Here is a 22,501-nt window from a genome sequence, read left to right as displayed (position 1 = left end):
TAGCTGCCTGGTGGAAAACCGCTCTGCGGGTTTTCCACCCTACGCGGCACCTATCGACAGGACATACACATGACTGACGCCATCCGTTACGAAAAGGGCCAGGACAATATCGTCGTCCTGACCATCGACATGCCCGGCCAGAGCGCCAACACCATGAACGCGCAGTACCGCGAGGCCATGGGCCAGACCGTCGCGCGCCTGGAGGCCGAGAAGGACTCCATCGCCGGGGTGATCGTCACCTCGGCGAAGAAGACCTTCTTCGCTGGCGGCGACCTGGGCGAGCTGATCAAGGTCACCAAGGCCGACGCCAAGCCGTTCTACGACATGGTCCTGGGCATCAAAGGCCAGCTGCGCCGTCTGGAGACCCTGGGCAAGCCTGTAGTGGCCGCGATCAATGGCGCCGCGCTAGGCGGCGGTTGGGAAATCTGCCTGGCCTGCCACCACCGTATCGCCCTGGACAGCGCCAGCGTGCAGCTCGGTCTGCCGGAAGTGACCCTCGGCCTGCTGCCGGGCGGTGGCGGCGTGGTGCGCATGGTGCGCATCCTCGGCCTGGAAAAAGCCCTGCCGTACCTGGCCGAAGGCAAGAAGGTACGCCCGGACGCCGCACTCAAGGCCGGCCTGATTCATGACACTGCAACCAGCGTCGAGGAGATGCTGAGCAAGGCGCGCGCCTGGATTGCCGCTAATCCGAGCGCCGTGCAGCCGTGGGACGTCAAGGGCTACAAGATCCCCGGTGGAACGCCGAGCACCCCAGCCGTGGCGCAGATGCTGGCCATCGCGCCGAGCGTGCTGCGTGACAAGACCAAGGGTTGCTTCCCCGCGCCGGAGAAGATCATGTGTGCCGCCGTCGAGGGCGCCCAGGTCGACTTCGACACTGCGGAGATCATCGAGGCGCGCTACTTCACCGAGCTGACCACCGGCCAGGTGGCGAAGAACATGATTGGCACCTTCTGGTTCCAGCTCAACGAGATCAACGCCGGCAGCTCGCGCCCGCAGGGCATTCCGCAATACGTGACGAAGAAAGTCGGCGTGCTCGGCGCCGGCATGATGGGCGCCGGCATCGCCTATGTGTCGGCTGCCGCCGGCATCGACGTGGTGCTGAAAGACGTGTCCATCGAGGCGGCGGAGAAGGGCAAGGCCTACTCGGCCAAGCTGCTGGACAAGAAAGTCAGCCGCGGCCAGGTGACGGCCGAGAAGCGCGACGCCTTCCTCGCCCGCATCAAGCCAACCGTCAGCGATGCCGATTTCGACGGCTGCGACCTGATCATCGAGGCGGTGTTCGAGGATCGCGGCCTCAAGGCCAAGGTCACCGCCGCCGCCGAAAGCGCGGCGCTGAGCGACGCGGTGATCGCGTCCAACACCTCGACCCTGCCGATCACCGGCCTGGCCACGGCCGTGCAGAAGCAGGACAAGTTCATCGGCCTGCACTTCTTCAGCCCGGTCGACAAGATGCCGCTGGTGGAGATCATCCGTGGTGCCAAGACCAGCGACGAGACCCTGGCTCGTGGCTTCGACTACGTGCTGCAGATCAAGAAGACCCCGATCGTGGTCGAGGACAGCCGCGGCTTCTTCACCTCGCGGGTGTTCGGCACCTTCACCAACGAAGGCATTGCCATGCTCGGCGAGGGCGTGAGCGCGGCGATGATCGAGAACGAGGCGCGCAAGGCCGGCATGCCGGTGGGCCCGCTGGCGATCAGCGACGAGGTGTCGATGAGCCTGATGGAACACATCCGCCAGCAGACCGTTGCCGACCTGGCTGCCGAGGGCAAGCAGATTCCTCAGCACCCGGCGTTCAACGTGATCGAGCTGATGCTCAAGGAGTACAAGCGTCCGGGCAAGGCCGCCGGTGGTGGTTTCTACGACTATCCGGAAGGCGGCAAGAAGCACCTGTGGCCGCAGCTCAAGGCGCGCTTCGAGAAGGCCGATGCGCAGATCTCCCAGGAAGATGTGCGTGATCGCATCCTGTTTATCCAGGCGATTGAAACGGTGAGATGCGTGGAGGAGGGCGTGCTGAAGTCGGTGGCTGACGCCAACATCGGTTCGATCTTCGGCATCGGTTTCGCCGCCTGGACCGGCGGCGCGCTGCAGTTCATCAACCAGTATGGGGTGAAGGACTTCGTCGCCCGCGCCCAGTACCTGGCCGAGCAGTACGGCGAGCGCTTCCTACCGCCGGCGCTGCTGCTGGAGAAGGCGGCCAAGGGCGAACAGTTCTGAGTTTGCCCGGTAAGCAGGCGATGCCCTGAGAAACCGGCCCCTGTGGGTAATGCTGTTCACTTAAGGAAACGCCGCCTTCCTCCTTCTGGAAAGCGGCGTTTTTTTTTGCGGAAAATGCAGCGGCCAGGCAACGGGATAATGACCTGCTGGCAACCCGGGCAGTCCCCTCTCCCACTTGTGGAAGAGGGGTAGGGGGCGGAGTGGCCTGCCCAACCCAAGCTGCGGGAAGCCTTCGCGGCTGCCACCACGAGGCTATTTGCTTATGCCGCTTGCCTAAGGCTGCGCCCGCTCCGGCTTTCCCTGTAGGCTGGGCGACATATGCATTGAGCCGGCTTGCGAGCTGTGGGGGTAGGTATGGAACACGCCATAAAGCGCTGTTGCAGGCAGGCAGGGATGCTGGGCGTGGCCTGGCTGACCGGGTTGGCGTTTTCGGCCGCCCATGCCGAGGGCAAGATCAACGACCAGAACGACCCGCAGAGCGGTGCCCGGGTGGTGAGCTTCGTCCAGGAGGCTGTCTCGCAGCGCGTTACCTTGAACTTCTTCGGCATGAGCGATCCACAAAGCCGCGAAGTGCAGCTGACCCTGGTGCTGATGCGTGGCGACGATAAGCCGCGTTACCTGGGTTGTGAGCAGATCGATGTGCGCGTCGGCGGCATGCGCATTGGCCACCAGGAGAAGATCGAGCGCAGCACCCTCAAGGTCGGCGTCGTCGAGTACATCTATGTGCCCTTGCGCTCGCGCGATCTGCAGCCACTGTCGCTGGCCCAGCGTCTGGACTACAGCGTCTGCGGTGACAGCGGCAATGCGACGGCGGAAGAAATGACCGGCGTGCGTGAGGTGCTCAAGCGCCTGAAATTGCTCTGAGCCGCGAGTGGAGCGGCCAGGCGCTTCAGGCGGCCTGGCACCAGCCGTTCTGCATGCACACCACTTCGTGGATATCCAGCTTCTCGTCCTGGCGGGTGGGCATGCGCAGGGTCATCAGGCTGCCGTCTTCCAGGTGCACGGTGGCTTCCGATTCGAAGCGCAGGCCGGACTCGTCGAGGCTGGCATAGGTGACGCCGTAGGTGCGGGTGCTGGAGAAGGCTTCGTTGATGGTCATCGTCACGTCCTCGTTAGCCGGGGCCGGGTAGCGGCCCCTCTGGCTTACTTGCGGTTGGCGGCCTGTTGGGCCTGGTGGTTTTGCGCGGCGGCGGGGCTGTGGAAGGCGGAAGCCGCGATCAGGCTGGCGATGGCTGCGAAACTGCTCATGGGGTATCTCCTGTACGGGTGATGGGTTGAATCCGACGCCTGCATCATTGACGAGACGCCCCATCGACAGAAGTGAATGGCGAGCATGGTAACTATCAAGGCCGGTGATGGTTGCCGGATGTCGGCTGATGCGCCTGGCAGTCCCGTGGATATTGCGTTGCAGAGCACTTCGATGCAGGCTTAGCGCCTTCTTCCAACCCTCCGTCGAGTCAGGTAATCCGCTTAATGTCACTGCGCATCTGCATTCTGGAAACCGATGTCCTTCGCCCCGAATTGGTCGAGCAATACCAGGGCTACGGCCGTATGTTCGAGCGCCTGTTTGAGCGTCAGCCGATACCTGCGCAGTTCAGCGTGTACAACGTCATGCAGGGCGCTTACCCGAGCGATGCCGAGCAATACGATGCGTACCTGATTACCGGCAGCAAGGCCGATTCTTTTGGTAGTGATCCCTGGATCCAGACGCTCAAGGTTTACCTGCAGGAGCGCTACCAGCGCGGCGACAAGCTGCTCGGCGTGTGTTTCGGCCACCAGTTGCTGGCCCTGATGTTCGGCGGCCATACCGAGCGCGCGCAGCAGGGGTGGGGCGTGGGTATCCATCGTTACGAGGTCAAGCAGCAAGCGGCCTGGATGAGCCCGGCACTCGAGCAGCTGACCTTGCTGATCAGCCACCAGGACCAGGTTACCGCGCTGCCGGAGAAGGCCACGCTGCTGGCTTCCAGCCCGTTCTGCCCGATTGCCGCCTACTGCATCGATGATCAGGTGCTGTGCTTCCAGGGCCATCCGGAGTTCATCCACGACTACTCGCGGGCGCTGCTGGATATTCGCCAGAAGTGCATTGGCGAGCCGACCTACCAGCAGGCAGTCGCCAGCCTGGAGCAGGATCATCAGGGGCATCTGGTCGCCGAATGGATGATGCGTTTCGTCGCCCACGGCAAGGGCGCGCAGACCGCCTGAGATACCAAGTCGCCAGCGCTGTAGCCCGGATGTAATCCGGGGCGGCTGCTGGCTATCGCTCAGGTGTGTGCATTGCCCCGGATTGCATCCGGGCTACGTTTACAGCCAGTTCATGCGCTTGAAGTTGGCGAACAGGCCGACGCAGCCAACGGTGATGATGCCGAGCACGCCGAAGTAGCCGTACTGCCAGGTCAGCTCCGGCATGTTCTGGAAGTTCATCCCGTAGATACCCGCCACCGCCGTGGGGAACGCCAGGATCGCCGCCCAGGCGGCGAACTTGCGCTGGGTTACGCTCTGCCGTGAAGACTCCAGCAGCAGGCCGATCTCGATCGCATGGTCGGCCATTTCCCGCAGCCCGGTCAGGTCCTCCAGCAGGCGCGTGACATGGATCGCGATGTCGCGGAAGTACGGGCGCATGTGCTTGTCGATGAAGGGAAAGTCGAGCTGTTGCAGCTCCTGACAGATCTCCACCATCGGCGCGATCTGTCGGCGCAGGCGCAGCAGGTCGCGGCGCAGGCCGTGGATGCGCTCCACGTCGGCCTGGCTCAGCGGGCGGCCAAGCACGGTCTGTTCGATGTCTTCCAGCTCGCCGTGGATGCAGTCCATCAGCGGCCGGTAGTTCTCCATGACGAAGCTGAGCAGGGCGTAGAGCACGAAGTCTTCGCCGTGCTCGAGCAGCAGCGGGCGTGCTTCACAGCGCTGACGCACTGAGGAGTAGGGCGCCGAGTTACCGTAGCGGGCGCTGATTACATAGCCCTTGCCGGCGAATAGCTGGGTTTCCACGAATTGCAGGCGCCCCTCTTCGCGGATCGGCGAATAGAGCACCATGAACAGCGCATCGCCGAAGGTTTCCAGCTTGGGCCGGGTGTGCTGGGCGATGGCATCTTCCATGGCCAGCTCGTGCAGGTTGAACTGCTGCTGCAGGCAGTGCAGCTCCTCACTGCCGGGGTCGCGCAGACCGATCCAGACGAAATGCTCGGGCCGGGTGGCCCACTGTTTGCCTTCATCGAGAGTGAAGTCGGCGACTTTCCGGCCTTTGCTGTAGGCGACGGCGGCAACGACCTGGGCCATGGGTTTTCCTCTGCGGGGCGATGGCGCAGCTTAACCGATGGCCGGGGCGTGTGCAGCGTGGCTGTGGGGCTTCAGCCGCGAAGCCCCTGGTAGAAAAACCGGGGCTATGCTCGGGCGTTGTTGGCCTCAGGCCTTGGCGAGCTGCTGGTCGAGCTGCTCGATGCACTCGCGCATCAGCGTCTGGCAGCGCTCCATCAACTGCGGCAGGTCGTCCAGGGTTAGGCCCAGGGTGGGAATGGCCGGCAGCGAGCGGATCATGATGCGGCCGCTGTCCCAGCTGTTGAGCTTGATGCGCTTGGCGTAGCTGCTGACGCACACCGGAATGATCGGTACACCGGCGGCAATGGCCATCTGGAACGCGCCTTTCTTGAAGGGCAGCAAGCCGTTGCCGAGGTTGCGGGTGCCTTCCGGGAACACCCAGATCGAGGTGTCGCGATGCTGCAGGGTCTCGGTGGTGGTGAGCATGGCTTCCTTGGCCTTGCGCGCATTGCCGCGGTCGATCAGCACATTGCCAGCCAGCCAGTAGAGTTGGCCGAAGAACGGCACCCACTTCAGGCTCTTCTTGCCGATGCTCACCGTGCGCGGCGGCACCACGCGGCCGAGCACGTAGAGGTCGTAGTTGGACTGGTGGTTGGCAATGATCACGCAGGATTGCTCCTGGCCGTACAGGCTCTGCACCTCGGTCTTCACCCGCAGGCGCAGCATGCACAGGGCCGGCAGCGAATACAGGCGCGCGCACAGGCGGCTGTTGTCCGGGTTGAACGGACGACACAGGCCGAGCAGCAGGCCGAGAATTCCGGCAATGATGAAGTGCAGACCCATCAGCAGCATGCGGGGGAGGAAAAGCATCGTGTAGGCCTGTAGGCAGACAAAAAGGCGGGCAGTGTACGGGCGTGCACTGCTTTCGGCAATTGACCCCGATCAGAGGTTATTACCGGGCATTTCCGCTCCGATAGCCGCCGGTACGTGGCTTGTTCGGCCCTGAAAGCAAAAACCCGGCACTAGGCCATAGCACTTTACTCCCCTCTCCCGTTCACGGGAGAGGGGGCGGGGGAGAGGGTGGGCAGGCCACGTGTAGTGGTCAAGTGCGCCCCTCTCCCTAACCCTCTTGTATGTTCGAAACTTGAAGGGGTGGTGGGACCGACAAGCCAAATCTGACTCTAGCCAGTACAGACCGTGGGAGACCTCGCCCCACCTCTTCAACCAAAGAGCGCCGATAAAGAATGCATCGGGAAAACCGACGATAGAGGCAAGCCAGCGCGCTTTGGTAAAAGCCCCAACAAGCCCTGAAAACCTAGCGTGGAGGATTGTTCATGACAACCATCACTTCGCAAACGGTCGCAGGTGTCGATGTGGCCAAGACTGAACTGGTCGTCTATCGCGCAGACCTGCAAGAAACCCTTATCGTCATCAACGAGCTTGGTCCGATCAAGAAGTGGCTGAGATCGTTGCCCAAAGGCAGTTTGATCGCCCTGGAAGCCACGAGCTCTTATCACATACAAACGGTGGAGTTGGCTCATGCGATGGGCCATACGCTTTACGTGATCGACGGCTACCGCCTTAGCAACTACCGCAAAGGTACCGGCGGAAGGTCCAAAACCGACTTCTCTGATGCTCGCCTTTTAGCTCGTTACCTAACCAACGAACTTGAAGACCTGCGTCCGTGGAGCCCGCCACCTAAGGGCTTTAGCAAGCTTCAGGGGCTGATGCGTAAAAGAAGCCAACTGGTACAAATCAAGGTTGCCCTGAATCAGAGCTGGGCAGACGAGCCGATGCTCAAACGCCAGCTTAAAGAGCTACTGGCGGTAATAGCGAAGGTGGATACCCAGATTCAAAAAATGCTTCACACGCTAATTGAGGAAGCAGGATTAACGTCCCAAGTACGAAGGTGTGAGGGGATCGAGGGCGTAGGACCACTTACCGCCGCAGCCTTGGCAACCTCGTTTTCACGGGGTGATTTTAAAAGCAGCGATGCGTTTATCGCCTTCTTGGGGCTGGACTTGCGGGTAAGCGACTCTGGCCAGAAAACAGGGCGCCGACGCCTATCCAAACGAGGCGACTCTGAGCCGCGGCGGTTGCTGCACAACGCGTCCATGGCCGCGTCCCGCAGTGACATCTGGAAGCCTGTTTACGAGCGCTATTTGGCACGTGGCCTAAAGGCCACGCAGGTCTACGTGATCATGGCCAGAAAGATCGCACGGGTGGCATTCGCCTTGATGAAAAACCAAAGCGAATATCAGCCGGCAGGGATGGAAGGTGTTGCGTAGCAACATAGAATCTCCCACAAGTGGGAGAGGGGACTGTTCGTGTTGCCAGAAGTCATTATCCCGTTGCATGGCCGCTGCATTTGCTGCAAGAAAAAACGCCGCTTTCCAGGAGGAGGCGGCGTTTTTCTTAAGTGAACAGCATCAGGCGTTAGCCCGGGCTTTGCGGGTAGCGCAACGATCAGCCGAGGTGCTGCTGATCCAGCTCGATGGCCTTGTCCAGGGTTTCCAGGAAGGCCTTGCGCACTTTCAGCTTGGTGTTCTTGTGCGCGGTCATGTTGATCTTCTTCAACTGCTGGGCGACAGCGACGGCAGTGGCCATCAGTTGCTCGACCGGCACCACCTTGTCGAGGAAGCCGGCATCCACGGCGCCTTCCGGGTTGAAGATCTCGCCATTGATCACCGAGCGGTGGAAGGCCGACTTGCGCAGGCGGTCACGGGCCAGCTCGATGCCGGCGTGGTGCATGGTCATGCCGATCTGCACTTCGTTCAGGCCGATGTTGAACGGGCCTTCCACGCCGATGCGGTAGTCCGCCGAGAGCAGGATGAAAGCACCCTTGGCAATGGCATGGCCTGGGCAGGCGACGATGATCGGGAAGGGGTGCGACAGCATCCGGCGCGCCAGGGTGGAGCCGGCGGTGACCAGGGCCACGGCGTTCTGCGGGCCGGAAGTCATCACCTTGAGGTCGTAACCGCCGGAAAGGATGCCCGGCTGGCCGGTGATGATCACCACGGCACGATCCTGCACGGCCTGATCCAGGGCGGCATTGAAGGCGGCAATCACGTCCGGGGAGATAGCGTTCACCTTGCCGTTGTTCAGGGTCAGGGTGGCAATGCCGTCTTCGAGTTGGTAGCTGATCAGGTCGCTCATGGCGGGGTTCCTAGTCCTGGGGTGGGCTGAAGTGGCGCTGACGTTACCCAGCGGGGCGCCGCGGGTAAAGCGCTTTGGCTGACCGCCTGGTCATTGCCACTGGTCTGCTGTCATCTATCGAGGTCGTCGGCTCAGCCAATTGGCTGCTATACCCCATGACGTCTTAGGTTAGCCAGCAACCTGAGGAGTGCCGAACATGTATCGAATGATCCCCCTGATTTTGCGGGTCAGCGCAGCCCTTCTGCTGTTGGGCCTGATCCTGTGGGCCGGCAGCAGCCACAGTCATACGCCTTCAGGCGTGGTGCAGGTGTTTGCCCTGAGCCTGTTCTTTTCCCTGGGTTTCCTTCTATTCGGTGGCCAGCGCTTCACCGAGGTCAGGCAGGAACGCCGCCAGCGCGTCCGGCATTCTGCATAAGCGCATGAATCGACTGAAAAAAACTTTTGCCTTAAACAGGCCGTTCGGCTACATTAGCGCGCCTCGACGGACTGACCAGTTCGACGAGACCCGGTGAAGTGTCCGAGCGGTTGAAGGAGCACGCCTGGAAAGTGTGTATACGGGAAACCGTATCGTGGGTTCGAATCCCACCTTCACCGCCAGACAAATCAAACCCCTGAAAGAGCAGTCTTTCAGGGGTTTTTTGTTTCTGGCGCTCGCCAATCCTCGGCAAGTACAGCTCGACCAGGTTTTTCGGGGGCTGCGCCGATGGCTCGGATGCGCCGTCCCACTGTCCCGGAGCAGGATTACTGCCAAGCCCAGGGTGCTGGACTACTGTTATAGGAAGTCGATACCCCCTCCAGCCTTGATCCAGCCCCGAGCTGGCGCGGATGTGCGATGAGCGAAGCTGACCCTGAAAGCGGCCTGACCTTAGGGCTCGTCCAGGCACTGCATGGTTTGGATGGCGAACGCTGGTTCCGCCAGATGGCGGATGGCTTGCCCCTGATCGTCTGGACGGCCCGTGCGGATGGCGCCGTCGACTATTTCAACTGGCGCTGGTGGGATTTTATCGGCGCCAGGCCGGGCATCCCGGACGAGAGAGGCTGGCAGGACGTTCTTCACCCAGATGATCTGCCCCCTACGCTTGCTCGCTGGCAGCAGGCGCTGGCCACTGGCGAGTCCTATGCAATGGAGTATCGCTTTCGGCGGGCCGCCGACCAGACTTATCGCTGGCATCTGGGGCGCGCGGAGCCACTGCGCCAGGCCGACGGGCAGATTCTCAAGTGGTTGGGCACCTGTACCGATATCGATGACCAGAAACGCGCTGCCGAGTCGCTGGCTGGGGTTCAGCAACGCCTGCAGGAACAGGTGCTCGAGCGCACGATGCTGATCGAGCGGGTCAATACCCACCTGCTGGCCGAAGTGCAGAAGGGCGAGTATTTGCTGCGTCAGTTGCAGTCGCATACCGATAACCTGGCGCGGATTATCGCGACCCAGACTCGCCTGGCCGAGGCCGAGCTGGATCTCGACCTGTTCCTCAACCTGGTGGTGCAGCAGATGCAGGAGCTGACGCCGGCCTCGGGGGCGGCGGTCGAGCTGGTTGAGGGGGAGGAAATGGTCTATCGCGCCGCCTCTGGCAGCGTGGCGCCATTCGTGGGCGTGCGCCTGGCCATTGGCAGCAGCCTCTCCGGGCTCTGCGTGCGTTCGGCCGCAGTGCTGATGTCGGCCGATACCGAGCAGGATCCACGGGTCGATCTGGCAGCGTGCCGCAAGATCGGCGTGGCCTCGATGGTGGTGGCGCCCTTATTGCTGGCGGGCAAGGCTGTCGGTGTACTGAAGATCATGGCGTCGCAAGCGAACGCCTTTAGCGCCACGGATGTACAGACGTTACAGCTGATGGCCGGCCTGCTGGGCTCGGAGCTGGGTCATCAGGTCGATTTCGAGAACAACCAGCGCCTGCTCGCAGAGCGTACCGAGGAAGTGGCCAAACGCATGGCGTCCGAGGCGGTGCTGCGCGCCAACGTCGAGCGTACCCAGCGCATTATCGAGAGTTCCCATGAGGCTTTCGTCTGCGTCAACGAGCAGAGCGAAATTACCGACTGGAACTCCGAGGCCAGCCGCATATTTGGCTGGGAGCGTGGCGAAGTGATCGGCCGCCCGCTGACCTCGGTGATCATCCCGGAGCGCCTCGGCAACGCGCATCATGAAGGCATGGCGCGTTTCATCAGAACCGGCCAGGGGCCGGTGATCAATCGCCGGGTCGAATTGCCGGCTCTGCGCAAGGATGGCAGTGAGCTGATCGTGGAGATCACCATCAGCACCAGTGGCAGCGGTGCGGAGCGGGAGTTCAGTGCCTTCATGCGGGATGTCACCGAGCGCAAGCGGACTGAGCAGGAGGTGCTGCTCAATCAGCAGTTGCTGCGTTCGGTCACCGATGCCATTCCCGCCGTGGTGGCCTTTATCGACATGCGCGAAGTGCTGCGGTACTGCAACAAACCGTTCTTGCAGACGTTCGGCAAGATCGAGGCGCAGTGCCTTGGCCACTCGTTGCTTGAGTTGCTCGGCGCCGATGAGTACGCCTTCATCCAGCCCCATGTGGCGCAGGCCTTGGCGGGGCAGCAGACTTCTTTCGAGCGGGCGCTCAAGGTGCAGGGCAACGAGCGCTATCTGGAGGTGCGCTATGTGCCTGAACGGGATATTGGCGGTGAGGTGCGCGGTTTCTATCTGATTCTCTGGGACATTACCGAGCGCTGGGCGCTGGAGCAGCAGTTCCGCTTGCGCGCCCTGCGCGACAGCCTCACCGGCCTGCTCAATCGTGCTGCGATCATGGAGACGCTGGAGCGTGCGATCGCCGAACACGGGCCCGGCAGTTGCGATCTGGCTTTGCTCTACCTGGACGTCGACCACTTCAAGGAGATCAACGACAACCTCGGTCATGCCGTGGGCGACGAGGTGTTGAAGATCTTTGCCGCACGCCTGCAGCGCAGCGTGCGCACCAGCGATGTGGTGGCGCGTCTGGGGGGCGATGAGTTCGTCATTCTGTTGCAGCACCTGTCGTCGGCAGAACTTGCCTGTGAAGTGGCAGCCAAGGTCATTGAGGCCATGGTCGAGCCGTTACAGATTCGTCAGCACAGCCTGGCGGTCTCCACCAGCATTGGCGTGGCGATGCTCGATGCGCAGACGCCCTGCCCGGAAACCTTGCTGGAAAAAGCCGATCAGGCGCTCTACCAGGCCAAGCAGGCGGGAAGGAATCGCTTTTCCCTGTCGTCCTGAACGGCTAGTACGGGCCGCCCTAACCGACTCCCGCCAGTGGTAGAGGGGCTGTCCGTGTTGTCAGTCGTAGCCCGGATGCAATCCGGGAGCAGCGCTGTCTGTTTCCCGGATTGCATCCGGGCTACGGACTGAGCGGTTTATCGCGCGACGGGGTCAACCGACCCTGGGACTTTCTCTCTTTCTGACAAGCGCTTAAGGTGCGTCGATTCTTTGCAGGGGAGCGGCCTATGCGCGCCCGTTGGGACATTTTCTGCGCGGTGGTGGATAACTACGGCGATATCGGTGTGACCTGGCGCCTGGCCCGGCAGCTGGTGGCCGAGCACGCCGTGGCCGTGCGTTTGTGGGTGGACGAGCTGGCGGCGCTGCAGCGCCTGTGCCCGCAAGCCGACACGCAGGCTGCCTGCCAATGGCTGGATGGAGTAGAGGTCTGTCATTGGTCTGCCGACTGGCAGGGCGCGCAGCCGGGCGAGGTGGTGATCGAGGCGTTTGCCTGCCATCTGCCGGCGGCGTTCGTCGGCGCGATGGCCGCCCAGGTGCGTAAACCGCTGTGGCTGAACCTGGAATACCTGAGTGCCGAGGATTGGGTCGGTGGTTGCCATGGGTTGCCATCGCCGCAGCCTGGTGGCCTGCAGAAATTCTTCTTCTTTCCCGGTTTTACCGGGCAGACCGGCGGCCTGCTGCGCGAAGGCGATTTGCTCGCGCGGCGCCGGGCGTTTCAGGCCGAGCCGGCGGCGCGCGTGGCGTTTCTCGCCGGGTTGGGCGTGCCGCTGCTCGATGGCGCGCGGTTGATTTCCCTGTTCGCCTACGAGAATCCGAGGCTGTCCAGCTGGCTGGAGGCATTGGCCGCGGATGCCCGGCCGACCCAGCTGCTGGTGCCGCCAGGGCGCATCCTCGGCGATTTGCAGGCCTGGCTGGGCGAGGCCGAGTTGTCGCCGGGTGGTAGTTGGCGACGCGGTAACCTGCAGGTTCACCTGTTGCCATTCGTCCGTCAGGAGGATTACGACCTGCTGCTGTGGAGCTGCGATTTCAACGCGGTGCGCGGCGAGGACTCCTTCGTGCGCGCGCAGTGGGCGGGGCGGCCGTTGCTCTGGCATATCTACGTGCAGCAAGAGCAGGCGCACCTGGACAAGCTCGAAGCGTTCCTGCAGCTGTACCTGCAGGAGCTTTCGGCCGAGGCTGCGACGGCGCTGGGCGACTTGTGGCGGGCGTGGAATAGCGGACAAGGCATGGACGAAAGCTGGGCAGCGTTGCAGAAAGTCTGGCCCGAGGTGAGCGAACACGCCGAGCGCTGGTGTCTGCAACAGGCCTCTCGTCCTGATCTTGCTGCGGCGCTGGCAGAGTTTTACCGAAATTGGCTATCATGCGCGGCTTAGAAATTCGTACCTCCATCAAAATCCGGATATTCGTATGAAAACCGCACAAGAAATGAAGCCCAACAGTGTGGCCCTGATCGACGGTCAACCTTGGCTGATCCAGAAAGCCGAGTTCACCAAGTCCGGTCGTAACAGCGCCATCGTCAAAATGAAGCTGAAGAACCTGATCAACGGCTCGAAGACCGAGACCGTTTACAAGGCCGACGACAAGATGGAGCCGGTTATCCTTGAGCGTAAGGAAGTGACCCTGTCGTACATCAGCGGCACCGACTACGTGTTCATGGATCCGGAGTTCAACTCCTACGAACTGCGCGAAGAAGACCTGGAAAGCGTTCTGCCGTTCATCGAAGAAGGCATGACCGACATCTGCGAAGCTGTGTTCTTCGAAGGCAAAGTGATCTCCGTTGACCTGCCGACTACCATCGTTCGCCAGATCACCTACACCGAAGGTTCCGCCCGTGGCGACACTTCCGGCAAGGTCATGAAGCCGGCCAAGCTGAGCAACGGTACTGAAGTCAAGGTTGCAGACTTCTGCAACATTGACGACTGGATCGAGATCGACACCCGCGACGGTTCCTACAAGGGCCGTACCCAGGCGCCGCAGGCTTAAGCCTTCCGTCTGTACCGCGAGTGACAAGAAGCCCGGTCATGTGCCGGGCTTTTTTATGGGCGGGATATTGCCCGGATAGTCGAGCACGAGGCAGGATTGCAGCCTCTCACTGGAACAAGGAATGTTTGTATGGAACAGAGTCAGAACCCCTATCAGGCTCCTCAGGCTGATTTGCAGGCACAAGCCCCGGATCAGTTCCTTCTGGCTTCACGCGGGGCCAGGCTGGGCGCCGTGTTGATCGATACCTTGCTGCTGGCCATGGTCAGCGTGCCGGTCGCTTTTCTCAGCGGAGCCTTCGATGCCGTCAAGCAGGGGCTCGAGCCGAGCCTGATGCAGCAGCTGACGGGCCTGCTGGTCGGCATGCTGGCCTTCGTGCTGATCCATGGCTACCTGCTGAAGAATTACGGGCAGACGGTTGGCAAGTACCTGCTCCGTATTGCCATCGTCGACCTGCAGGGCAATGTGCCGGACTTTCTGCCCATGGTCGCCAAGCGCTACCTATTGCTCTGGGTCGTTACCGCCATTCCGTTGCTGGGCGGGGTGATTGGTCTGGCCGATTGCCTGAGCATCTTCCGTGGTGATCGTCGCTGCCTGCATGATCTGGTGGCCAGCACACGCGTCGTGCAGGCTCCTGCCAGGTTCTGAATTCAACGCAGTTGCAGGGCCGGGAGCGCCCTAGTTCAAGTGCCTGATAGTCGAGGCGCGGCGTTTCTCAGAGACGAAAGCCCTCGACGATATGCTCGGCCAGAGTTTCGCTGACCTGGGATTGGCTGTGCTGGTTGCGCAGCAGCACGATACTGGTCTGCGGCAGCGTCGGCAGCCCCTCGGCCTCGCCGATGATGCGCATGTCCGGGGTGATCAGGCTCTGCAACTGGGCGGTGACCGCCAGGCCGGCGCTGACCACGGCGAAGATCGCCGACAGGCTGGGGCTGGTGTAGGCGATGCGGTACTCGCGCTCCATGGCGTCCAGCGCGTTGCAGGCCCAGGCGCGGCAGAAACAGTCGGCATTGAACATGGCCAGCGGCATGGGCGTCTGTTCGTGGGGGCTGAAGCCGATGGCCTCGGCCCAGACGAAGCGCTCCTGACGCAGTAGCTGGCCGATCTCCTTGCCCGGCTCGCGGGTGACGATGGTCAGATCGAGGTCCTGGCGCTGCAGCAGCTGGAAGGACGGCTCGCAGTGCAGCTCCACCTGCACCAGCGGGTAGGCCTGGGCGAAGCGCGCGAGGATGCCGGGCATGAAGCGCATCACGTAGTCGTCCGGCGTGCCGATGCGTACCGAGCCGACCATATGCGGTTCGCGCAGGGTGTTGAACACCTCGCCATGCAGCTTGAGGATGCGCCGTGCGTAGCCGAGCAGCACCTGGCCTTCGGCGGTGAGGCGCACCTGGCGGCCGTCGCGCTGGAACAGCGAGCGTTGCAGCACATCCTCCTCCAGGCGCTTCATCTGCATGCTGATGGCCGACTGGGTGCGGTTGACCGCCTCGGCCGCGCGGGTGAAACCACCCAGGTCGGCGATGGCGACGAAGCTGCGCAGCAGCTCGGTGTCTATGCTTGGGTAATGGGCCATTGATCAATCTCCAAGATGTCTCGCATAAGAAACATTCGTTGGATTGATCTTAATCCCGGCGCGAGACTGACGCCAACCCCACAAGGAGGGCGTCGAGATGAAAGGTCAAAAAGGTTATGCCGTAGCACAGTCGATCAGTATCGGACGGGTGCGTCCCCTGTATCTGCTCAAGGCCGCCTGGCGTCAAGTCGTACGCTGGTGGGAGCTGGCTGAGCAGCGTCGCCGGCTGGCCATGCTGGATGGCCATGCGCTGAAGGACTTGGGCCTGAGCCGGGCCGATGTGTTGCAGGAAAGCGAGCGGCCGTTCTGGGACGACCCGCTCAAGCGTTGAGCAGTTATGTCTCGAGGCATGGAGAGGCGCTGCTGGAGCCAGGCGGGCCGGCCAGCAGGCCTGAGGCGCAAGCGGCTGCTGGCAGCACGCCGGTTGGCTGAATGAGAGACAGGGTATTGGAGCAAGGAGTCAGTATGTCTCGTTACCACCTCGCGCAACTGAATATCGCCAGCATGAAGGAACCCCTGGAGTCACCGGGTATGGCCGACTTCGTCGCCAATCTGGAGCGCATCAATGCCCTGGCCGAGAGTTCGCCAGGCTATGTCTGGCGTCTGCAGGACGAGGCGGGCGATGCCACTGCGATCCGTCCGTTCGGCGCGCAGATGCTGGTCAATCTGTCGCTTTGGCAGGATGTCGAATCGCTCAGCGACTACGTCTACAAATCCGCCCATACCGAGATGCTCAAGCGTCGCAAGGAATGGTTCAGCCGCCTGGGCGAGGCGCACATGGTGCTGTGGTGGGTGCCGGCCGGGCATCTGCCGGATGTCCACGAGGCCGCCGAGCGTCTGCAGCTGTTGCGTGAGCTGGGGTCGACTGGCGAGGCGTTCAGCTTTCGCGAACGCTATGCCGCTCCTGCCAGCTTGTCCGCCAGTTGAGTGAGGTGAGGGCTGGCGCTGTCGGCGAATGCGGCTAGCATAGGTCGCCATGAGCCTTTCCCTCTCCTTGTCGCAAGCCCGCCGCCTGGCCCTGGCCGCCCAGGGCTTCGGCCGCCCGCCGCGCGGAGCCATTGGCCATCGCCAGTTGCGGGCGCAGATCGAGCGCCTCGGCGTACTGCAGATCGACTCGGTCAATGCCCTGGTGCGCTCGCACTACCTGCCAGGTTTTTCGCGTCTCGGCCACTACCCACCCGAGCTGCTCGACGAACTGGCCTGGGGCCAACCACGGCGCCGTGCGCTGTTCGAGTACTGGGGGCATGAAGCGTCCCTGCTGCCGCTGGAGCTGTATCCGTTGCTGCGTTGGCGCATGCGCCGGGCGGCCGATGGCCAGGGCATCTATCGGCAACTGGCCGAGTTCGGTCGGCAGCAGCGCGAGGTCATCGCCCGCGTATTGCGCAGCGTGCGCGAGCAGGGCGCCCTGGGTGCCGGCAGCCTGACCACCCGTACCGAGCGGGCCGGACCCTGGTGGGACTGGAGCGCAGAGAAGCATGCGCTGGAATGGTTGTTCGCTGCTGGCGAGGTGACGGTGGCCGGGCGGCGTGGCTTCGAGCGCCTCTACGACCTGCCGGAGCGGGTGATCCCGCCGGCGCAGTTCGAGCATCCAGAACTGCATGAAGACGAGGCGCAGCGCCAGTTGCTGCTGCGCTCGGCAGATGCCTTGGGGGTAGCGACGGCAAAGGATCTGCGCGATTACTACCGACTGGACGCTGCCGAAACCAAGGTGCGGATTGCCGAGCTGGTCGAGGCCGGTGAACTGCAGCACGTCGCGGTCGAGGGCTGGACGCAGCCGGCCTATTGTCGTGGCGAGCCAAAGCTGCCGCGGCGGATCAAGGCCAGCGCCCTGTTGTCTCCCTTCGACTCGCTGATCTGGGCGCGCGAACGCACCGAGCGGCTGTTCGACTTCCACTACCGTCTGGAAATCTACACGCCGCAACACAAGCGCGTGTATGGCTACTACGTGCTGCCGTTTCTGCATGACGAGCGATTGCTGGCGCGGCTCGATCTGCGTAGCGAGCGGGCACAGGGGCGCCTGGCGGTGCATGCCGTACATGGGGAGGAGAGTGGCTTGAATGAGGACGCACTGCAGGCTCTGGCGACTCAGCTGCAAGCGCTGGCGAGCTGGCTGGGACTGCAGCGGGTGGTGCTGAATTGCCGGTCGTCTGAGGCCACACGCTTGCGGCCGCTATTGGCGAGTGACCTGTAGCAGCCAGCTTGCTGGCGATCCGCTGGGCCACTGATCGCCAGCAAGCTGGCTCCTACAAAAAACGGGGCCGCAGCCCCGAGATGGCAACTTACTTATTGGCGGCGATACGTGCGCGGATATGCGCGGCGCGTTCGGCGGAAGCCGGGTGGGAGTCGAACATGCTGCTCTCGCCACTACCCAGCTTGGCCAGCTTCTCGAAGGCGGTGACCAGGCCTTCGCGGTTGACGCCGCGCTGGGTCAGCAGGTCGAAGGAGAAGTCGTCGGCATCGGATTCCTGGGACTGCGAGAACTGTGCGTTGACCAGGGCCTCGCCCAGTTCGCCGATTTGCGAGCTGGACAGCGCCGCTGCGGCGCCATTGCCCGAGGACGCGGCGGCATTGCGCGCGGCCGAGGTGGCGTAGGCGGCCTGCATGGCCTTCTTGGTGTGGCCGAGGGCGACGTGGCCCATCTCGTGGCCGAGTACACCTTCCACTTCGTTGTCGGTCATCAGGTCCATCAGACCGCTGTACACGCGCACGCAACCGTTGGCCATGGCCCAGGCGTTGACCTCGTCGGTCAGGTAGACCTTGTAGTTCACCGGGGTGCCATGAATCTGGCTGCCGAGGTTGGCGGCGATCTTGTCCAGGCGCTGGCTGTATTTGCTGTCAGCCGGTGCGATGGGCGCTTCGGCGTCCATCTGCACACAGGCCTGATCGGCCTGGCTCTTCACTTCGGCATCGCTGAGGGTGGCGGCCTGCACGGCCATCATGCCGGTTTGCAGCATGGCGTCCGGGCTCATGTTCTGGCAGCCGCTGAGCAGGGTGGCGAAGGCGAGGGCGGAAAGGGGGAATTGCAGTTTCATCGGTCATCTTCCTTGGTGGGGTATAAGCCGCGAGTCATTCCCGGCTGGGCGGTGCTTGCAGAGCGCTGGATCACGTTCCGGACTCAAGACACCGGAGCCCGCAGACTGCGCGAATTGTTGCACAGGTGATCGGTTCGGGCGCTGAAACAGGTCTCACTCTGGCCCGGAGGTTGCCGTGCGGCGCCCTCCGGGTCTGGCTCCTTAGCGGCGTACCTGTTTTAGCGTCTCGGCAATCATGAAGGCCAGTTCCAGGGACTGGTCGGCGTTCATCCGTGGGTCGCAGTGGGTGTGGTAGCGGTCCGACAGGCCGGCTTCGGTGATCGGTCGCGCGCCGCCGATGCATTCGGTGACGTTCTGCCCGGTCATCTCGATATGGATGCCGCCGGCATAGGTGCCCTCGGCCTGGTGCACGGCGAAGAACTGCTTCACCTCGGAGAGGATCTGCGCGAAGTCGCGGGTCTTGTAGCCGCTGCTGGCCTTGATGGTGTTGCCGTGCATGGGGTCGGAGCTCCACAGCACCTGCTTGCCTTCGCTTTGCACCTTGCGCAGCAGACGCGGGAAGTGCGCTTCGACCTTGTCGGCGCCCATGCGCACGATCAGGTTGAGGCGGCCGGGGTCGTTGTCCGGATTGAGGATGTCGATCAGGCGGATCAGCTCGTCCGGGTCCATGCTCGGGCCGACCTTGACCCCGATCGGGTTGCCGACGCCGCGCAGGAACTCGACATGGGCGCCGTCCAGTTGGCGGGTGCGGTCGCCGATCCACAGCATGTGCGCGGAGCAGTCGTACCAGCCGCCGGTGAGGCTGTCCTTGCGCACGAAGGCCTGCTCGTAGCCGAGCAGCAGGGCCTCGTGGGCGGTGAAGAAGTTGGTTTCGCGCACCTGGGCGGCGCCGTCCATGCCGCAGGCGCGCATGAAGGCCAGGGTCTCGTCGATGCGGTCGGCCAGCTGGCTGTACTTCTCGCCCAGCGCTGAGTTGGCGATGAAGTCGAGGTTCCACTGGTGCACCTGGTGCAGGTCGGCGAAGCCGCCCTGGGCGAAGGCGCGCAGCAGGTTGAGGCTGGCGGTGGCCTGGTGGTAGGCCTGCAGCAGGCGCTCCGGGTCCGGTACACGGCTTTTCTCGTCGAAGTCGATGCCATTGACGATGTCGCCGCGGTAGGCCGGCAGGGTCACGCCATTGATGGTTTCGTCATTGGCCGAGCGCGGCTTGGCGAACTGCCCGGCCATGCGCCCGACTTTCACCACTGGGCAGCCGGCAGCGAAGGTCATGACGATGGCCATCTGCAGCAACACCTTGAAGGTGTCGCGGATCTTCAGGGTGGAGAATTCGGCGAAGCTTTCCGCGCAGTCGCCACCCTGCAGGAGAAAAGCCCGACCCTGGGTGACCTCGGCAAACTGGCGGCGCAGCTCGCGCGCCTCGCCGGCAAACACCAGCGGCGGATAACCGGCCAGGGTCTGCTCGACCCGTTGCAGGTGGGCGAGGTCAGGGTAGACGGGTTGTTGCTGGATCGGCTTGCTTCTCCAGCTTTCGGGGCTCCAGGCGTGCGACATCGGACTTCTCGGTTAGCGGCTATTCAGGCGGACTGGCATGGTAACCGATCAGCCATGGCCGGCAAGCCGATAGGCGCGATAGACGCGCTGCATAAGGCCGGGTAGCGGCAGCGATGCGCTAGAACTTGACCTGTAACAGCCCGCTCAGGCCGTTTTCCTGCGTGTCGCTGCCGAACTGGCCGTTGTAGGCCAGGCTCAGGCTGGCAGTCGGGGTCAGGGCCGCTTCCAGTCCCAGGCTGACGAGTGTGGTGTCCTCGGCCAGTGCTACGCCGGGTATCGCGAAGGTACCAGTGGGGGCGAATGCCATGCGGTTGGACGGTTCGAGGTCGCCGAAGGTGTGGCGCCAGCCCAGCCCGCCCTTGACCTTCATCGGCATGTCGCGGATGGCGAAGGTGTAGCTGGGGCGTATGCCCAGGGTGCTGAATGTGGTGTCCTGGTCATTGTCGTCCACGCGCAGGGCCGCTGGGCCACCGTGCTCGGTAAACCCCTCGCTACTGACCTTGACCCAGGCAAGGTCGGCATAGGGTTCCACCACCGTAGCGCCCAGGCTGATCTTGTAGGCGACGCCGGCGAAGACCTGGCCGGTGCTGGCCGAATAGTCTGCGCTGGGGGCGTCACTGAAACTGCCGAAGCGCACGGTCCGCTGGCTGTCGATCTCGCTGACCGTGTAGCTGGTGCCGGCCTTGAGCGACCAAGGTCCGAGCAGGGTGCCAACGTATGTGCCGAGGGTGTAGTTATCGCTGGTGGACGAACCGTGCGAAGCGTCCACGTCCGAGCGCGTATAGCCGCCGAGGAGGCCCAGGGTCGTGTTGTCCGTGAGGCGCGAGTCGATGCCGAAGAAGGTGCCGGCGGTGTCATCCACCAAGTCACCCTGCTTCCTGCGCGCGCCGGTACCTTGCAGCCAGGCGCTCGGGTGCGGGTCAAGCTGCACCCAGGCGGTCAGGCGGGGGGCCAGTTGCAGCGTGCCGAGCGAGGTCAGCAGGGGCGTGAGCGGCTCATCCTGTTGTGCAGCGAGACGCTCGTTGACCGCGTCCCGTGCGAAGTGACTGCTCTCCAGCAAAAGGGTCTGCTGCGATGGGTAGATCTGCCCGGACAGTTGGTCGAGAGCGTCGCGGATTTCGCCCACCGTGGGCAACAAAACAATCGCGCCGAGAATCGGGTTGTCCGCTGGCAACTCATCCACACCACCACCTACTGATTCTTGTGGCGGGGTGATCGCGATGGGCTGTTCAGGTATGCCGCCGACTGGGGGCTCTGGCGTACCGCCAATCGGTATCTCGTTACGGGCGACGACGAAGTAGACATTGTTTGCGTCGTAGGTGAGGTCGATGTCCGATAGCGGCAGATGCTGGGCCGCGTAGGTGAAGCTGCCGTTGACGCCGCCGTCGGCGCTGAGAATCGCGTAGCGCTGGTTCACCACCGGAATGAAACCATTGAGCGAGGTGGTGGCGTCGGCACCGTTCAGTGTGGCGCTCCCGCTGGCGTGGATCAGGTCGTGTGCGCCGCCGGAGTTGAAATCGACGCGATAATTTGCCGAGGGGGCGGTGCTCAGGTTGCCGGCGATGCTCAGGGTGCCAGTGCTGCCGTGGGCCGCTCCCGGCGAGACGCTGCCGAATACGCTGGTTTGCCCCAGTGTACCGGTGCCGCCGAGGAATGTACCTTGGGCGCTGGTCAGCTGGCTGGAGCTGGCGATCGAGCCATTGACGAACAGGAATCCTCTGTCGAGATTGGTGGCCCCGGTGTAGCTGTTGCTGGCGTTGAGGGTAACGAGACCGCCGGCGGAGCCGTCACCGATCAGGTTCAGGCTGCCGGAGCCGCCAATCACGCCGTTCAGGGTGAAACCGGTGCCGAGCGCTTGAGCAAGCGAGGCGTTGCCGTTCAGGGTGACCGTGCGGCTGGTGGCGAAGGTGGTCTTGGTGTTCAGCGTGCCGTTGCCGATGGTCAGGGGGCCGCTCAGGGCGCCGAGGTTGGCATCCACGTCGACCGAGAGAGTGCCGGCGTTGAGGGTGGTGCCGCCGGTGTAGGTGTTCATTCCCGAGAGGACCAACGTCCCGCCAGCGCCGTTCTGAGTGACGCCGCCGCTGCCGCCAAGGTTGTTGCTGATGGCGATCAGTTCGGGGGAGTTGCTGATCAGGCCGGCGCCGGCGAAAACCACCGGCGCGCCGACTATGACGTAGTCCTGGCCGTTGTTGCCGCTGTCTTCGAACACCCAGGACGATGGGTTGACCGAGGTTCCCACCAACACAGTGGTGGTGCCAGTGTTGCCGAATAGCGCATTCTCGCCCGGACTGTTGGGCACCTCTGCCGGCGTCCAGGACCCCGTGCAGTTGTAGCAGTCGGCCCCCGTCCACTCGAAAGTCACGGCGAGTGCTGGCGAAGCCTGCGTCAGGCCGATCACGAGGAGCAGGGGCGGGAGATTTCGCGTCACGTTCCACTCCCCTGGAACAGGGCGGTCGACTGCAGCATGCACGTCGCAGTCAGTTGCCTGTCAGTCGAATCGCCCTCTACGCGGGGCTGCAGGGAGAAGGGTAGTCAAAGTCT

The 22,501-nt window shown here is 63.1% G+C and carries 20 protein-coding genes and 1 tRNA gene; 13 read left to right on the top strand and 8 right to left on the bottom strand.

Translation table 11 applies throughout. The features are described from left to right. Positions 1–69 precede the first annotated feature (69 nt). Together HNE05_RS11990 and HNE05_RS11985 are read left to right on the top strand one after the other, a co-directional pair. Complete coding sequence (locus tag HNE05_RS11990; RefSeq protein WP_173207390.1) at positions 70–2,214, top strand: 3-hydroxyacyl-CoA dehydrogenase NAD-binding domain-containing protein; 2,145 nt, start codon at positions 70–72, stop codon at positions 2,212–2,214. Between the two features lie 402 nt (positions 2,215–2,616). After that, complete coding sequence (locus HNE05_RS11985; RefSeq protein WP_173207387.1) at positions 2,617–3,078, top strand: hypothetical protein; 462 nt, start codon at positions 2,617–2,619, stop codon at positions 3,076–3,078. A 25-nt stretch (positions 3,079–3,103) separates the two neighbouring features. On the opposite strand, the gene ptrC is transcribed toward HNE05_RS11985, so the two are convergent. Further along, complete coding sequence (gene ptrC / locus HNE05_RS11980) at positions 3,104–3,313, bottom strand: type III secretion system co-regulatory protein PtrC (protein WP_173207384.1); 210 nt, start codon at positions 3,311–3,313, stop codon at positions 3,104–3,106. Positions 3,314–3,687: 374 nt separating this feature from the next. Here ptrC and HNE05_RS11975 point away from each other — a divergent pair, with 374 nt between their 5' ends. Next, positions 3,688–4,416, top strand: coding sequence for an amidotransferase (locus HNE05_RS11975; protein WP_173207380.1), 729 nt, complete (start codon positions 3,688–3,690; stop codon positions 4,414–4,416). Positions 4,417–4,515: 99 nt separating this feature from the next. Here HNE05_RS11975 and HNE05_RS11970 read toward each other — a convergent pair whose 3' ends face one another. Together HNE05_RS11970 and HNE05_RS11965 are read right to left on the bottom strand one after the other, a co-directional pair. After that, the gene (locus tag HNE05_RS11970) at positions 4,516–5,487 is read right to left on the bottom strand and encodes a magnesium and cobalt transport protein CorA (RefSeq protein WP_173207377.1); all 972 of its coding nucleotides are present in this window, start codon (positions 5,485–5,487) and stop codon (positions 4,516–4,518) included. A gap of 126 nt (positions 5,488–5,613) precedes the next feature. Then, positions 5,614–6,336: a 1-acylglycerol-3-phosphate O-acyltransferase gene (locus HNE05_RS11965; protein WP_173207374.1), complete on the bottom strand. Its 723-nt coding sequence runs from the start codon at positions 6,334–6,336 to the stop codon at positions 5,614–5,616. 464 nt (positions 6,337–6,800) lie between these two features. Here HNE05_RS11965 and HNE05_RS11960 point away from each other — a divergent pair, with 464 nt between their 5' ends. Further along, complete coding sequence (locus HNE05_RS11960) at positions 6,801–7,754, top strand: transposase (RefSeq protein WP_173207237.1); 954 nt, start codon at positions 6,801–6,803, stop codon at positions 7,752–7,754. Positions 7,755–7,932: 178 nt separating this feature from the next. Here HNE05_RS11960 and HNE05_RS11955 read toward each other — a convergent pair whose 3' ends face one another. After that, a complete protein-coding gene (locus tag HNE05_RS11955; RefSeq protein WP_173207372.1) occupies positions 7,933–8,622 on the bottom strand; it encodes a crotonase/enoyl-CoA hydratase family protein in 690 nt (229 codons plus the stop codon). A 196-nt stretch (positions 8,623–8,818) separates the two neighbouring features. Between HNE05_RS11955 and HNE05_RS11950 the strand changes: the two genes are divergently transcribed. The 6 genes from HNE05_RS11950 (at position 8,819) to HNE05_RS11925 (ending at position 14,458) form a co-directional block, all read left to right on the top strand. Then, on the top strand, positions 8,819–9,037 hold the full coding sequence (locus tag HNE05_RS11950) for a hypothetical protein (protein ID WP_173207370.1): 219 nt from the start codon (positions 8,819–8,821) through the stop codon (positions 9,035–9,037). 92 nt (positions 9,038–9,129) lie between these two features. Continuing rightward, positions 9,130–9,219 (top strand) — tRNA-Ser (locus tag HNE05_RS11945). Positions 9,220–9,454: 235 nt separating this feature from the next. Then, positions 9,455–11,830, top strand: a complete 2,376-nt coding sequence (locus HNE05_RS11940; protein ID WP_173207368.1) for a diguanylate cyclase domain-containing protein — start codon at positions 9,455–9,457, stop codon at positions 11,828–11,830. A gap of 227 nt (positions 11,831–12,057) precedes the next feature. Beyond that, positions 12,058–13,203 (top strand): elongation factor P maturation arginine rhamnosyltransferase EarP, encoded by a 1,146-nt coding sequence (gene earP, locus HNE05_RS11935; RefSeq protein ID WP_173207366.1) that lies wholly within the window; start codon positions 12,058–12,060, stop codon positions 13,201–13,203. A gap of 34 nt (positions 13,204–13,237) precedes the next feature. Beyond that, positions 13,238–13,813, top strand: coding sequence for an elongation factor P (gene efp, locus HNE05_RS11930; RefSeq protein WP_173207365.1), 576 nt, complete (start codon positions 13,238–13,240; stop codon positions 13,811–13,813). Positions 13,814–13,942: 129 nt separating this feature from the next. Next, positions 13,943–14,458, top strand: a complete 516-nt coding sequence (locus HNE05_RS11925; protein ID WP_173207363.1) for an RDD family protein — start codon at positions 13,943–13,945, stop codon at positions 14,456–14,458. A gap of 67 nt (positions 14,459–14,525) precedes the next feature. Here HNE05_RS11925 and HNE05_RS11920 read toward each other — a convergent pair whose 3' ends face one another. Beyond that, positions 14,526–15,380, bottom strand: a complete 855-nt coding sequence (locus HNE05_RS11920) for a LysR substrate-binding domain-containing protein (RefSeq protein WP_173207360.1) — start codon at positions 15,378–15,380, stop codon at positions 14,526–14,528. 97 nt (positions 15,381–15,477) lie between these two features. Here HNE05_RS11920 and HNE05_RS11915 point away from each other — a divergent pair, with 97 nt between their 5' ends. The 3 genes from HNE05_RS11915 (at position 15,478) to HNE05_RS11905 (ending at position 17,571) form a co-directional block, all read left to right on the top strand. Next, complete coding sequence (locus HNE05_RS11915; RefSeq protein WP_173207357.1) at positions 15,478–15,711, top strand: DUF1127 domain-containing protein; 234 nt, start codon at positions 15,478–15,480, stop codon at positions 15,709–15,711. Between the two features lie 134 nt (positions 15,712–15,845). Further along, complete coding sequence (locus HNE05_RS11910; protein WP_173207354.1) at positions 15,846–16,307, top strand: DUF3291 domain-containing protein; 462 nt, start codon at positions 15,846–15,848, stop codon at positions 16,305–16,307. A 49-nt stretch (positions 16,308–16,356) separates the two neighbouring features. Further along, complete coding sequence (locus HNE05_RS11905; protein ID WP_173207351.1) at positions 16,357–17,571, top strand: winged helix-turn-helix domain-containing protein; 1,215 nt, start codon at positions 16,357–16,359, stop codon at positions 17,569–17,571. Between the two features lie 88 nt (positions 17,572–17,659). Here the strand turns inward: HNE05_RS11905 and loiP are convergent, their stop codons facing one another. The 3 genes from loiP to HNE05_RS11890 form a co-directional block, all read right to left on the bottom strand. After that, the gene (loiP, locus tag HNE05_RS11900; RefSeq protein ID WP_173207347.1) at positions 17,660–18,412 is read right to left on the bottom strand and encodes a metalloprotease LoiP; all 753 of its coding nucleotides are present in this window, start codon (positions 18,410–18,412) and stop codon (positions 17,660–17,662) included. Positions 18,413–18,613: 201 nt separating this feature from the next. After that, the gene (locus HNE05_RS11895; protein ID WP_173207344.1) at positions 18,614–19,960 is read right to left on the bottom strand and encodes a class II 3-deoxy-7-phosphoheptulonate synthase; all 1,347 of its coding nucleotides are present in this window, start codon (positions 19,958–19,960) and stop codon (positions 18,614–18,616) included. A 118-nt stretch (positions 19,961–20,078) separates the two neighbouring features. Continuing rightward, positions 20,079–22,388 (bottom strand): autotransporter family protein, encoded by a 2,310-nt coding sequence (locus tag HNE05_RS11890; protein ID WP_173207340.1) that lies wholly within the window; start codon positions 22,386–22,388, stop codon positions 20,079–20,081. Positions 22,389–22,501 lie beyond the last annotated feature (113 nt).

The organism is Pseudomonas campi, from assembly GCF_013200955.2.
Classification (GTDB): Bacteria; Pseudomonadota; Gammaproteobacteria; order Pseudomonadales; family Pseudomonadaceae; genus Aquipseudomonas; species Aquipseudomonas campi.
Note: the sequence above shows the minus strand (reverse complement) of the source record. Positions and strands in the feature narration are given on the sequence as shown.